This is a genomic window from Klebsiella sp. Sb-30, assembly GCF_057652795.1.
In genome coordinates this window covers 1125794-1138102 of the sequence record NZ_CM172749.1, presented here as the reverse complement: position 1 = coordinate 1138102, position 12309 = coordinate 1125794, and the positions used below count along the sequence as shown (strand labels likewise).

Below are 12309 nucleotides of genomic sequence, written 5' to 3'. Positions count from 1 at the left end.
GGGCCGCATTCGCAGCCCTTCGTTATCTTTCGATGAGATTATCAGAAATCTTCGTGGGTTTCTTCTGCACCCGCACCGTTACCGTCAACCACGAAGTCCGGTGTGGAATCCTGGTTATTCAGCAGCAGCTCACGCACTTTTTTCTCAATCTCTTTTGCCGCAGCCGGGTTATCTTTCAGCCAGGAGATAGCATTTGCTTTACCCTGGCCAATCTTATCGCCGTTGTAGCTGTACCATGCGCCCGCTTTCTCGATCAGCTTCTCTTTCACGCCCAGGTCAACCAGTTCGCCGTAGAAGTTAATACCTTCGCCGTAAAGAATCTGGAACTCAGCCTGTTTGAACGGCGCGGCGATTTTGTTTTTCACGACTTTGACGCGGGTTTCGCTGCCGATGACGTTATCGCCATCTTTTACCGCACCGATACGACGGATATCGAGACGCACAGAGGCGTAGAATTTCAGCGCGTTACCGCCGGTGGTGGTTTCCGGATTACCGAACATCACGCCAATTTTCATACGAATCTGGTTAATGAAGATCAGCAGCGTATTGGACTGCTTCAGGTTACCGGCCAGCTTACGCATCGCCTGGCTCATCATACGCGCCGCGAGGCCCATGTGAGAGTCGCCGATTTCGCCTTCGATTTCCGCTTTCGGCGTCAGCGCCGCCACGGAGTCGACAACGATAACGTCTACGGCACCCGAGCGCGCCAGCGCGTCACAGATTTCCAGCGCCTGCTCGCCGGTGTCCGGCTGAGAGCACAGCAGGTTGTCGATGTCGACGCCCAGCTTACGCGCATAAACAGGATCCAGCGCGTGCTCTGCATCGATAAATGCACAGGTTTTACCTTCACGCTGCGCGGCGGCGATAACCTGCAGGGTCAGTGTCGTTTTACCGGACGATTCAGGCCCGTAGATTTCGACGATACGGCCCATCGGCAAACCGCCGGCGCCCAGGGCGATATCCAGGGAAAGCGAACCGGTGGAGATAGTTTCCACGTCCATGGAACGGTCTTCACCCAGGCGCATGATGGAGCCTTTGCCGAACTGTTTTTCAATCTGGCCTAGTGCTGCCGCCAACGCTTTCTGTTTGTTTTCGTCGATAGCCATTTTTACTCCTGTCATGCCGGGTGAAACCGGGTGGTGAATTCTGTTCTGTTGAGGCAATTATACTGTATAGTCATACAGTATCAAGTATTTTGTAGAAATTGTTGCCAGAGGAGATTTAGCGCATAAGCCGTTGCCTGACGACGCACCGCCTCCCGGTCTCCGGCAAAACATTCACGCCGGGTCACGCCCTGCCCGTTCGCACAGGCCACGCCAAACCACACCGTTCCGACAGGTTTTTCCTCGCTGCCGCCATCCGGTCCGGCGATGCCGCTCACCGAAATAGCATAGGTGGCGCGCGCAGCGCGCAGCGCGCCAACGGCCATCTCAACCACCACCGGCTCGCTCACCGCGCCATGGCCGAGGAGCGTAACCTCGCTGACGCCGATCATCTGCGATTTGGCTTCATTGCTGTAGGTCACGAACCCGCGTTCAAACCATGCTGAACTGCCGGCGATGTCGGTGAGCACTTTCGCGACCCAACCGCCGGTACAGGACTCTGCCGTGGTCACCGTCGCACCGCGAGCTTTTAATGCCAGCCCGACCTGCTCACTCAGTTGCTTTAATTCAGAATCTGTCATTAGCGCCCCGTTTAAGCCAGATAAAGAGGCCATCAAAGATAGCACTTTCAGCACAGATATGGGGATGAGGTCATCAATTTACGAGGGGGCTTCCGAAAATGAGCGGCCCCGACGGCGTCGGGACCGTTAACGCGCGCGTTACTTCATGCTGGCGGCGATCAGCTCGACGTTATGGCGTAACATTTTCACGTAGCTATCCGCCACGCCGCCCGGTTTCGAGAGCGCTTCCGGATAGAGCTCCCCGCCCGGCTGTGCGCCAGTCGCGGCCGCAATTTGTTTCACCAGACGCGGATCGAGCTGGTTTTCCATAAACCAGGTGTGGACGCCGTCGGCCTTAATTTGTTGAATCAGTGCCGCCACCTGCGCCGCGCTGGCTTCGCTTTCTGACGACAGCCCCTGTGGTGCCAGGAAGGTCACGCCATAGGCGCGGCCAAAGTAGCCAAACGCATCATGGCTGGTGAGCACTTTGCGTTTTGCCAGCGGAATTGCCGTAAACTGTTTTTTTGCCCAACCGTCGATCTCCGTCAGTTGGCCGATGTAGCGCTGCCCGGATGCCTCCAGCGCAGCCTTATCCTGCGGATCGGCTTTGATCAGGCCGTTGAGAATATTTTGCGCATAAATCGCGCCGTTAGCGGCGCTGTTCCACGCATGAGGGTCAGTAACCGTTTTCCCCTCCTCATTGAGCGTGTGCGTTTTTACCCCGGTAGAGGCCACCACCAGCTCACCTTTAAAACCCGAAGCTTTGATTAATCTGTCGACCCAGCCTTCCAGTCCCAGACCATTAACCACCACCACATCGGCTTTGCTCAGCAAAGCGCTATCCTGCGGCGAAGGTTCAAAGGTATGCGGATCGCCGTCCGGTCCCACCAGCGTATCAACATGCACATGTTCGCCCCCCACCTGCTGCACCATATCGCCCAGCACTGAAAAACTACTCACCACGTTGAGCGTTTTTGCCATCGCCCCCTGCGTTGCGAGGCCTAACGCCAGCGCCAGAATGACTGCGGTACGTTTCATCATATTTCCTTACCCCATTAATTTACGCCAGCTGACGACCAGTCGGCTGCGCGTGCCAAAAAACACCGAAATAAAAAAGATCCCGCTGGCGGTCAGTACGATGGACGGCCCGGCCGGTAAATTCGCGGTCCACGACAGGCTTAACCCCATCCAGGCACAAAAGCCGCCCATCAGCGCCGCCAGCAGCAAGGTTCCGGGCAAGGTTCGCGCCCAGCAGCACGCCGCTACCGCCGGCAGCATCATCACGCCAACCGCCATCAGCGTCCCCAGCACCTGGAACCCGGCGACCAGATTGAGCACCAGCAGCGCCAGGAACAGACCGTGCAGCAGCGCCGGGAGCCGCGGGTGGTTCACCTGCAGCCAGGCGCTATCAAAGGCTTCGCTGACCAGTCCACGATAAAGCAGCGCGATGCAGAGCAGCGTCAGGCTGGCCACCCCGCTGACAAACAGCGCAGCGTCGTTATCCACCGCCAGAATCGAGCCAAACAGTAGATGCAGCAGATCAACGCTGGAGCCGCGAAGCGACACCAGCGTCACTCCCAGTGCCAGTGACCCGAGGTAAAACCCGGCAAAACTGGCATCCTCTTTCAACGGCGTGCGTCGGCTGACCCAGCCCGCCACCAGCGCCACGGCAATTCCGGCGATAAACCCGCCGATAGTCATTGCCAGCAGCGACATGCCGCTCACCAGGTAGCCCACCGCCACGCCGGGTAAAATTGCGTGCGACAGCGCGTCGCCCATCAGACTCATTCGTCGCAGCAGTAAGAAGACGCCAAGCATGGTCGTGCTCAGAGAGAGCGCGAGGCACACCAGCAGCGCGCGGCGCATAAAGCCGAATTCAATGAAGGGCTGAAAAAAGGTATGCCAGATCATGCCAGCCTCGCAGAGCCGAAGGCGGGCAGCACATCGTCGGTGTTACCCCAGCGAGCGCGCTGCGGTTCCAGCAGCAGCGTTTCCGGGAAATATTCAGCGACGCGCTGGTTATCATGCAGCACCGCCAGTACCGTCTGCCCCTGTTGATGCATCTCAAGGATCAGCCCCATCAGCTCGCGGCTGGTTGCTTCATCAATCCCGGTAAAGGGTTCATCCAGCATAACCAGCGGCGCCTGCTGCACGATAACTCTGGCGAACAGCATGCGCTGGAACTGCCCGCCGGAGAGCGCCTCAATCGGCGTTTTCGCCATTGATGTCAGCCCCACGCGCTCCAGCGCGGCGCCGATACGCCGCCGGAACTCGCTGCGGATCCCCCCCAGTAAAGAGACATGCGGCCAGGCCCCCTGACTCACCACGTCCTGTACCGTCAGCGGAAACTGCGATTCGAGGGCATGGCGCTGCGCCAGCCAGCCAATTACCGGACGCGAAACCGTCCAGCGCAGCCTGCCGCTGACCGGAGGAATAAAGCCGGCCAGCGTTTTCAACAGCGTTGATTTACCGCAGCCGTTCAGGCCGACAATGGCCGTCATGCTGCCTGCCGCAATAACGCCGCTCAGGGCCGGCGTAATAGCCAGTTCTTCGTAACCGGCTACCAGATGATCCAGTTCAATCATGGCAGGGTTACCGCCCACCAGGTCGCCAGCCACAGGAGCGCCAGCAGCACACAGGCAATTCCTACGCGTACCGCTGCGGATGTCATAAAAAGAGAAGTCACAGCCTCACCCAATTAATATGTTATAACGTAACAATATTGGATTGACGGAAAAATGTAAATCAGCGTCAACGGCGGGAAATGCTGCAAAATGTAACAGAACTCCCCTCACGACGAGGGGAGTATCAGGGAAGGGTTACTGTCCGCGGGCCTGAGAAACGGCCAGACCCAGCTGCCAGACGGCCATCGCGTAGTGGGTACTGTGGTTATAGCGGGTAATGGTGTAGAAGTTCGGCAGACCATACCAGTACTGGTAACCGGTTCCGATGTCCAGACGCAGCAGGCTGGCCTGCTGATGGTTGCCTAGCGGTTGCGTCGGCGTCAAACCTGCCGCCGTAAGCTGCGAAATGCTGTAGTTGGTTTTGAAGCCATTCTCCAGACCCGGCGCCTGACCCAGCGCCTGTACCGCAACCTGATCGCCACTCACCCAGCCGTGCTGTTTGAAATAGTTCGCCACGCTGCCAATCGCGTCCACCGGATCCCACAGATTAATGTGCCCGTCGCCGTTAAAGTCCACCGCATACTGTTTATAAGAAGACGGCATAAACTGACCGTAACCCATTGCTCCGGCGAAAGATCCTTTCAGGTTTAACGGGTCATCTTGCTCGCTGCGCGCCATCAGCAGGAAGGTTTCCAGCTCACCGGAGAAATAGTCGGCGCGACGCGGGTAGCTAAACGACAGCGTCGCCAGGGCGTCGAGAATGCGGGTTTTGCCCATCACGCGACCCCAGCGGGTTTCTACGCCAATAATGCCGACAATAATTTCCGGCGGCACGCCGTACACCTGCCAGGCGCGGTTCAGCGCATCCTGATACTGGTTCCAGAATACGACGCCGTTCTGCACGTTATCCGGAGTAATAAACTGTTTTTTGTAACGCAGCCAGGCGCCGTTAGGCCCTGACGGCGGCAGTCCGCTCGGCGCCTGGCGGTCCATCAGGCGCAGGACGTAATCCAGGCGTTTCGCCTGGGAAAGGATCTCATGCAGCTGCTGTCTGTCGAAGCCATGCTTGCTCACCATTTTATCGATGAACTGCTCCGCCGCCGGGTTGTTAGCGAAATCGCCTCCCATCTCCATCACATTGTGCTGCGGCTCCAGCAAAAAACCGCCGCCTCCCGCCGTCTGGGGTTCTGCGGTGGTTTTAGGTTTGCTGCTACAGGCAGCGAGGAGAACACACAGGGGAAGTAAAGCCAGATAGCGACGCTTCAACATGGGACATCCGTTTAACAAATTTGGCAAAGGATAATTATGGTAAAGCATGCGGCCGTCAACAAGGAAGCGGCAATGTATTTGCGGACAAAATAGTCCCGCCAGCACCGCCCTTTCCGGTTCATTATCTACCCGTTCATCTCCCCTTTGCCTCGGTTAGCATTCCCCTTCATCACGCACAAACTTTCAAAATAAAATATTTACCTTTCATTTTGCGATCAATTTAACACTTTTAAACCTTTCAAAGTGATTAAAATGAGCTGCCAGTTAGCAAGAAAAATAACACTCTGAAGGAGAGAACAATGATTGAAGTCATTACCCACGGCGCCGAATGGTTTATCGGCCTGTTTCAGAAGGGGGGCGAGGTATTTACCGGTATGGTTACCGGGATCCTGCCGCTTCTGATCAGTCTGCTGGTGATCATGAACGCGCTGATCAACTTTATCGGTCAGCAGCGGATCGAAAAGCTGGCGCAACGCTGCGCCGGCAATCCGATCTCACGCTATCTGCTGCTGCCCTGCATCGGCACCTTTGTGTTCTGTAACCCTATGACCCTGAGCCTCGGGCGCTTTATGCCTGAGAAGTACAAGCCCAGCTACTACGCGGCAGCCTCTTACAGCTGCCACTCTATGAATGGCCTGTTTCCCCATATCAACCCCGGCGAGCTGTTTGTCTATCTCGGGATTGCCAGCGGCCTGACCACGCTTGGCCTGCCGTTAGGTCCGCTGGCGGTGAGCTATCTGCTGGTAGGACTGGTCACCAACTTCTTCCGCGGTTGGGTCACCGATCTGACCACCTCGATTTTTGAGAAAAAAATGGGCATCCAGCTTGAGCAAAAAGTCCATCTTTCCGGAGCAACCTCATGACCCGTATTCGTATTGAAAAAGGCGCCAGCGGCTGGGGCGGCCCCCTTGAGCTGGACGCCGTTGCCGGTAAAAAGATCGTCTACATTACCGCCGGTACCCGCCCGGCAATCGTCGACAAGATCGCCAGTCTGACCGGCTGGCAGGCCGTCGACGGGTTCAAAGAAGGCGAGCCGCCGGAAGAGGAGATCGGCGTTGCCATTATCGACTGCGGCGGTACCTTGCGCTGCGGCCTCTACCCAAAACGTCGTATCCCGACCGTCAATATCCACGCCACCGGCAAATCCGGCCCGCTGGCGCAATATATCGTCGAAGATATTTACGTCTCCGGGGTGAAAGAGGAGAACGTTCGCCTGTTGACCCACGATGGCGCAGCGGCGCCCGAAACCAAGCCGGGCCAGTCGGCCCCGCGGGATTACGATACCAGCAAAAAAATAACCGAGCAGAGCGATGGTCTGCTGGCGAAGGTCGGTATGGGAATGGGCTCCGTGGTGGCGGTGCTGTTCCAGTCCGGACGCGACACCATCGACACGGTGCTGAAAACGATCCTGCCGTTTATGGCTTTCGTCTCGGCACTGATCGGCATCATCATGGCCTCCGGCATCGGCGACTGGATTGCCCACGGTCTGGCCCCGCTCGCCAGCCATCCTCTTGGCCTGGTCACGCTGGCCCTGATCTGCTCCTTCCCGCTGCTGTCGCCGTTCCTCGGCCCTGGCGCGGTTATCGCTCAGGTCATTGGCGTGCTGATCGGCGTGCAGATTGGTCTCGGCAATATTCCCCCGCACCTTGCGCTCCCGGCGCTGTTCGCCATTAACGCCCAGGCCGCCTGCGATTTTATTCCGGTTGGGCTGTCGCTTGCCGAAGCCCGTCAGGACACGGTGCGCGTCGGCGTTCCTTCGGTGCTGGTAGGACGTTTTCTGACCGGTGCGCCGACGGTGCTGATCGCCTGGTTTGTGTCCGGATTTATTTACCAATAAGAGGTTCCTGAAGATGACCGTGATTTACCAGACCACGATTACGCGCATCGGCGCCAGCGCGACGATGGCGCTCGAAGAACAGATGTTGATTACCTTTCGCGAAGGCGCGCCGGCGGACATTGAAGAGTATTGCTTTATTCATAACCACGGCGAATTTTCCGGCGCGCTGGCGCCGGGCGCGGAGCTCCAGCTTGGCGAACAACGCTATCCGGTGACCGCCGTCGGCGATGTTGCCGAGCAAAATCTGCGCGAGCTGGGCCATATCACGCTGCGCTTTGATGGCCATAGCGAAGCGGAGTTTCCGGGGACGGTCCACGTGTCTGGCCCCGTGCCGGACGCGATCGCCCCCGGCTGTATATTGAAATTTGTTGCATGAGTTGTCAGGAGAAGACTATGAATCAGGTTGCTGTTGTCATCGGCGGTGGACAAACCTTAGGCGAGTTTCTGAGCCGGGGCCTTGCCGCACAGGGGTATCGGGTTGCCGTTGTGGATATCCAAAGCGATAAAGCCACGCGCGTCGCGCAGGCTATCAACGACGAATATGGAGAAGGAACGGCGTACGGTTTTGGCGCCGATGCCACCAGCGAGGCCAGCGTGATGGCCCTCGCCCGCGGCGTGGACGAAATATTCGCGCGGGTGGATCTGTTGGTGTATAGCGCCGGGATCGCCAAAGCGGCCTTTATCAGCGATTTCGCGCTCGGTGATTTTGACCGCTCGCTGCAGGTGAATCTGGTGGGCTACTTCCTCTGCGCTCGCGAATTTTCACGGCTAATGATTCGCGATGGGATCAAGGGGCGTATTATTCAGATCAATTCCAAATCCGGCAAAGTCGGCAGCAAGCACAATTCCGGCTATAGCGCAGCGAAGTTTGGCGGCGTCGGGCTGACCCAGTCGCTGGCGTTGGATCTGGCGGAATACGGCATTACCGTTCACGCATTGATGCTGGGCAACCTGTTGAAATCGCCGATGTTCCAGTCACTGCTGCCGCAATATGCCAGCAAGCTGGGCATTGCCGAGGACGAAGTCGAGCAGTACTACATCGACAAAGTGCCGCTGAAACGCGGCTGCGACTATCAGGATGTCCTCAACGTACTGATGTTTTACGCCAGCCCGCAGGCCTCTTACTGCACCGGGCAATCCATCAACGTCACCGGCGGGCAGGTGATGTTTTAACCGCCGGTTCCCGGGTCGCGTCGCGATCCGGGTTCTTCCCGACGCCACGCCTTAAGGAGATTTTATGGTTAGCGCATTAATCACCGTCGCCGCCATCGCCTGGATCGCCCAGCTCGCCTTCGGCGGCTGGCAGATCCGCCGCTTTAACCGCGAGTTCGATAAACTCTGTCAGCAGGGCCGCGTCGGCGTCGGGCGTTCATCGGGCCGCTTCAAACCGCGCGCGATCGTCGCCATCGCCTTTGACGACCACGATCGCGTCAGCGATACGCTGCTGATGCGAGGAGTGACCGTCTTCGCCCTCCCGCAAAAAATCCCCGCGATAAAAGGGCAATATCGTGAGGAATTGCGGCCAGATATGATCTTTCCCCAGGATCCGCTCTGTCAGAATGCTCTATCATTAGCGCTTAAACCGAAACATGTATAATTTCGTTGTAAAAGTAAATATCTTGCGAAATTATCACTTCGAAACTTAACGCAGGATAGGATATTACCGCTATGAAACCACGTCAGCGCCAGGCAGCCATTGTTGAGCACCTGCAAGCGCAGGGTAAATGCTCGGTTGAAGAGCTGGCGCAACACTTCGACACCACCGGCACCACCATCCGCAAGGATCTGGTGATCCTCGAAAATGCCGGCACCGTTATTCGCACCTACGGTGGCGTGGTCCTCAACAAAGATGAGCCCGACCCGCCTATCGATCATAAGACGCTCATTAACACCCATAAAAAAGCGCTGATCGCCGAAACCGCGGTGCACTACATCCACGATGGCGATTCGATCATCCTCGATGCCGGCAGCACGGTGCTGCAAATGGTGCCGCTGCTCAGCCGCTTCAATAACATCACGGTCATGACCAACAGCCTGCATATCGTCAACGCCCTCTCCGAGCTGGATAATGAACAAACGATCCTGATGCCCGGCGGCACCTTCCGTAAGAAATCGGCCTCCTTCCACGGACAGCTAGCGGAAAACGCCTTCGAGCAGTTCAGCTTCGACAAACTGTTTATGGGGACCGACGGCATCGACCTGAACGCCGGCGTTACGACCTTCAACGAGGTTTATACCGTCAGTAAAGCGATGTGCAATGCCGCCAGAGAAGTGATCCTGATGGCCGACTCATCAAAATTTGGCCGTAAGAGCCCGAACATCGTCTGCGGCCTCGAGCGCGTGGATAAGCTGATTACCGATGCCGGTATTGACCCGACATTCCAGCGGGCGCTGGAAGAGAAAGGCATCGAAGTGATTATTACTGGAGAAGAACATGAGTAACTTTCTGTTAGAAGCCGGACGCCAGACCCTGATGCTGGAGCTACAGGAGGCCAGCCGCCTGCCTGAACGCCTGGGCGACGACTTCATCCGCGCGGCGGAAACCATCATCCACTGCGAAGGGAAACTGGTGGTCTCCGGTATCGGTAAATCAGGCCATATCGGCAAAAAGCTGGCGGCCACTTTCGCCAGTACCGGCACCCCGGCCTTTTTCGTCCATCCGGCGGAGGCGCTGCACGGCGATCTCGGGATGCTTGATGGTCGTGACGTGATGTTATTTATCTCCTACTCCGGCAGCGCCAAAGAGCTGGATCTTATCGTCCCGCGCCTGGAAGAGAAAGGGATCCCGCTGCTGGCGATGACCGGAAAATCGCAATCCCCGCTAGCGCTGGCGGCAAAAGCGGTACTGGATATCGCCGTCGAACGCGAAGCCTGCCCGATGCATCTGACCCCCACCTCCAGCACCGTCAACACCCTGATGCTCGGCGACGCGCTGGCAATGGCGGTGATGCAGGCCCGCGGTTTCAATGAAGAAGATTTCGCCCGCTCACACCCCGCCGGCGCCCTCGGCGCGCGGCTGCTGAACAAGGTTCACCATCTGATGCGCCGCGATGACGATGTCCCACGCGTCGACCTTGATACCCGCGTGATGGACGCGATGCTGGAGTTAAGTCGTACCGGGCTGGGTCTGGTCGCGGTCTGCGATGCGCAAAACCGCGTGCAGGGCGTCTTCACCGATGGCGACCTGCGCCGCTGGCTGGTCGGCGGCGGGACGCTCAACGATGCCGTTGCCCAGGCGATGACCCGCAACGGCGTCACCCTGCAGGCGGAAAGCCGCGCGGTCGAAGCCAAAGAACGGCTGATGAAGCACAAAATCAGCGCCGCCCCGGTGGTCGACGAAAACGGCCTTCTGGTTGGGGCAATTAACCTGCAGAACTTCTATCAGGCCGGGATTCTTTAAGCCCCAGACGCTTCGCCAGCCGGTGCAGGTTGGCGACATCAAGCTCCAGCGCGCGGGCGGCAGCGGCCCAGTTGCGATGGTTATCCGCTAACGCGCGGGAAATCGCCTCGCGCTGGAATGCCTCGGTCGCCGCGCGCAGATTGATCGCCGGCATCGGCAGCGCCGGTGTCGTGGCCGGCAGCCCGGGCGCGTCGACGGCAAACTGAAAATGCGCCGGATCGAGCCGCACCTCGTCGCCAGCCTGCGTCGCCCGCGCCAGCACCACCGCGCGATGAATCGCATGTTCCAGCTCGCGCACGTTGCCAGGCCACGGCCAGCTGCGCAGACTTGCCCGCGTGGCATCGCTCAGCACCACCTGCGCCAGCCCCATCCGCAGGCGGCACTGTTCGCAGAAATATCCCGCCAGCAGCACCACGTCATCGTCGCGATCGCGCAGCGCCGGCACCGAGAGCGGAAACACGCTCAGGCGGTGATAGAGATCGGCGCGAAAACGGCCGGCAATCACCTCCTGGCGCAGATCGCGGTTGGTGGCCGCCAGTACCCGTACATCAACCCGCAGGCTGCGATCGTCGCCCACGCGTTGGATATCGCCATACTGCAATACGCGCAGCAGTTTAGCCTGTAGCGCCAGCGACAGCTCCCCAATCTCATCAAGAAACAGGGTCCCGTTATCGGCCATTTCAAACTTGCCGCTGCGGTTGCTGATAGCCCCGGTAAACGCCCCTTTCACATGCCCGAACAGCTCGCTTTCCGCCACGCTCTCCGGCAGCGCTGCACAGTTCAGATAGATCAGCGGATTGGCCGCCCGCGGCGACCCTTGATGAACCGCTTTCGCCACCAGTTCTTTGCCGGTGCCGGTTTCGCCGCTAATCAACACGTTCAAATCCGACGCGGCGACGATATCAATCTCTTTTTTCAGCTGCTGTATCGGCGCCGACAGGCCGATAATCTCCTGACGGTCGGGGGGCGTATAGCTCGCGCTCGCCTCCGGCAGCACGTTCTGATTTTCGAGACGGGCAATGAGCAGCGCGTTATTCAGCGCTCCTGCCACCAGGGCGGCAATCAGCCGTAGCTCCTCATCGCTAAAGCTATCGAAACGGTCGGCGTCCATACCGTCCAGGGTCAATGCGCCTATCAGGGTTTGTCCGGCAAACAGCGGCAGCCCAACGCAGGCGTGAACCTTGAGACTCTCCTGGCCGGGAATCAGCCCGTCATAAGGGTCGGGCAGATCGCTGTCCGCCGGGAAGCGCACGACGTCCCCCGCGCGAGCAATCGCCTCCAGCCGCGGGTGCCCGGCCAGCGCAAAGCGTCGCCCCAGCACATCCTGCGCCAGTCCGTCGATCGCCAGCGGCACAAACTGATGGGCGTCGTAGCGCAGCAGCGCCGAGGCATCGCATCCCAGCACCTGCCGTAGGGTGGCGATCAGACGCGAGAATCGGTCGGCGTGACCAATATCGCTTTGTAAATCAATGGCGATTTTCGCCAGAACCTGCAGGGAAAAGCTCATTGCAGCCTC

14 protein-coding genes are annotated in these 12309 nt (G+C 58.5%); 7 read left to right on the top strand and 7 right to left on the bottom strand.

Translation table 11 applies throughout. The annotated features are described in order from the left end of the window. Positions 1-41 precede the first annotated feature (41 nt). From recA to mltB, 6 genes are all read right to left on the bottom strand, one after another. The gene (recA, locus tag AC236I_RS05430; protein ID WP_004866835.1) at positions 42-1106 is read right to left on the bottom strand and encodes a recombinase RecA; all 1065 of its coding nucleotides are present in this window, start codon (positions 1104-1106) and stop codon (positions 42-44) included. 80 nt (positions 1107-1186) lie between these two features. Next, on the bottom strand, positions 1187-1684 hold the full coding sequence (pncC, locus tag AC236I_RS05425; protein ID WP_004866836.1) for a nicotinamide-nucleotide amidase: 498 nt from the start codon (positions 1682-1684) through the stop codon (positions 1187-1189). Positions 1685-1822: 138 nt separating this feature from the next. After that, the gene (locus tag AC236I_RS05420; RefSeq protein ID WP_004866838.1) at positions 1823-2701 is read right to left on the bottom strand and encodes a metal ABC transporter substrate-binding protein; all 879 of its coding nucleotides are present in this window, start codon (positions 2699-2701) and stop codon (positions 1823-1825) included. A gap of 9 nt (positions 2702-2710) precedes the next feature. Next, the gene (locus AC236I_RS05415) at positions 2711-3574 is read right to left on the bottom strand and encodes a metal ABC transporter permease (protein WP_032691010.1); all 864 of its coding nucleotides are present in this window, start codon (positions 3572-3574) and stop codon (positions 2711-2713) included. After that, on the bottom strand, positions 3571-4281 hold the full coding sequence (locus AC236I_RS05410) for a metal ABC transporter ATP-binding protein (protein ID WP_162098167.1): 711 nt from the start codon (positions 4279-4281) through the stop codon (positions 3571-3573). The genes AC236I_RS05415 and AC236I_RS05410 overlap by 4 nt, the downstream gene beginning before the upstream one ends. Before the next feature lie 201 nt (positions 4282-4482). After that, a complete protein-coding gene (mltB, locus tag AC236I_RS05405; RefSeq protein WP_004866842.1) occupies positions 4483-5556 on the bottom strand; it encodes a lytic murein transglycosylase B in 1074 nt (357 codons plus the stop codon). A 299-nt stretch (positions 5557-5855) separates the two neighbouring features. On the opposite strand from mltB, the gene srlA reads away from it, so the two are divergent. The 7 genes from srlA (at position 5856) to gutQ (ending at position 10793) form a co-directional block, all read left to right on the top strand. Continuing rightward, the gene (srlA, locus tag AC236I_RS05400) at positions 5856-6419 is read left to right on the top strand and encodes a PTS glucitol/sorbitol transporter subunit IIC (protein ID WP_004866844.1); all 564 of its coding nucleotides are present in this window, start codon (positions 5856-5858) and stop codon (positions 6417-6419) included. Then, positions 6416-7393, top strand: a complete 978-nt coding sequence (gene srlE / locus AC236I_RS05395; RefSeq protein WP_004866845.1) for a PTS glucitol/sorbitol transporter subunit IIB — start codon at positions 6416-6418, stop codon at positions 7391-7393. Before srlA ends, srlE begins: the two co-directional genes overlap by 4 nt. Positions 7394-7406: 13 nt before the next feature. Continuing rightward, positions 7407-7769, top strand: a complete 363-nt coding sequence (gene srlB, locus AC236I_RS05390) for a PTS glucitol/sorbitol transporter subunit IIA (RefSeq protein ID WP_004866847.1) — start codon at positions 7407-7409, stop codon at positions 7767-7769. Positions 7770-7786: 17 nt separating this feature from the next. Continuing rightward, a complete protein-coding gene (srlD, locus tag AC236I_RS05385; protein ID WP_004866849.1) occupies positions 7787-8566 on the top strand; it encodes a sorbitol-6-phosphate dehydrogenase in 780 nt (259 codons plus the stop codon). Positions 8567-8630: 64 nt separating this feature from the next. Beyond that, on the top strand, positions 8631-8990 hold the full coding sequence (gutM, locus tag AC236I_RS05380; protein WP_069476488.1) for a transcriptional regulator GutM: 360 nt from the start codon (positions 8631-8633) through the stop codon (positions 8988-8990). A 71-nt stretch (positions 8991-9061) separates the two neighbouring features. Further along, positions 9062-9835, top strand: coding sequence for a glucitol operon DNA-binding transcriptional repressor SrlR (srlR, locus tag AC236I_RS05375; protein WP_004866853.1), 774 nt, complete (start codon positions 9062-9064; stop codon positions 9833-9835). After that, positions 9828-10793, top strand: coding sequence for an arabinose-5-phosphate isomerase GutQ (gene gutQ / locus AC236I_RS05370; protein WP_487608708.1), 966 nt, complete (start codon positions 9828-9830; stop codon positions 10791-10793). Before srlR ends, gutQ begins: the two co-directional genes overlap by 8 nt. Here the strand turns inward: gutQ and norR are convergent. Further along, entirely contained in the window at positions 10756-12300 is a 1545-nt protein-coding gene (gene norR / locus AC236I_RS05365; protein WP_004866857.1) for a nitric oxide reductase transcriptional regulator NorR, read from the bottom strand. The genes gutQ and norR overlap by 38 nt on opposite strands. Positions 12301-12309: the final 9 nt, after the last annotated feature.

Bases quoted from the DNA above. Each gene is read 5' to 3' on its own strand.
- gutM (WP_069476488.1), top strand. From the start codon at position 8,631: ATGGTTAGCGCATTAATCACCGTCGCCGCCATCGCCTGGATCGCCCAG.
- mltB (WP_004866842.1), bottom strand. From the start codon at position 5,556: ATGTTGAAGCGTCGCTATCTGGCTTTACTTCCCCTGTGTGTTCTCCTC.
- pncC (WP_004866836.1), bottom strand. From the start codon at position 1,684: ATGACAGATTCTGAATTAAAGCAACTGAGTGAGCAGGTCGGGCTGGCA.
- AC236I_RS05415 (WP_032691010.1), bottom strand. From the start codon at position 3,574: ATGATCTGGCATACCTTTTTTCAGCCCTTCATTGAATTCGGCTTTATG.
- srlE (WP_004866845.1), top strand. From the start codon at position 6,416: ATGACCCGTATTCGTATTGAAAAAGGCGCCAGCGGCTGGGGCGGCCCC.
- norR (WP_004866857.1), bottom strand. From the start codon at position 12,300: ATGAGCTTTTCCCTGCAGGTTCTGGCGAAAATCGCCATTGATTTACAA.
- srlR (WP_004866853.1), top strand. From the start codon at position 9,062: ATGAAACCACGTCAGCGCCAGGCAGCCATTGTTGAGCACCTGCAAGCG.
- srlD (WP_004866849.1), top strand. From the start codon at position 7,787: ATGAATCAGGTTGCTGTTGTCATCGGCGGTGGACAAACCTTAGGCGAG.
- gutQ (WP_487608708.1), top strand. From the start codon at position 9,828: ATGAGTAACTTTCTGTTAGAAGCCGGACGCCAGACCCTGATGCTGGAG.
- srlB (WP_004866847.1), top strand. From the start codon at position 7,407: ATGACCGTGATTTACCAGACCACGATTACGCGCATCGGCGCCAGCGCG.
- srlA (WP_004866844.1), top strand. From the start codon at position 5,856: ATGATTGAAGTCATTACCCACGGCGCCGAATGGTTTATCGGCCTGTTT.
- recA (WP_004866835.1), bottom strand. From the start codon at position 1,106: ATGGCTATCGACGAAAACAAACAGAAAGCGTTGGCGGCAGCACTAGGC.
- AC236I_RS05420 (WP_004866838.1), bottom strand. From the start codon at position 2,701: ATGAAACGTACCGCAGTCATTCTGGCGCTGGCGTTAGGCCTCGCAACG.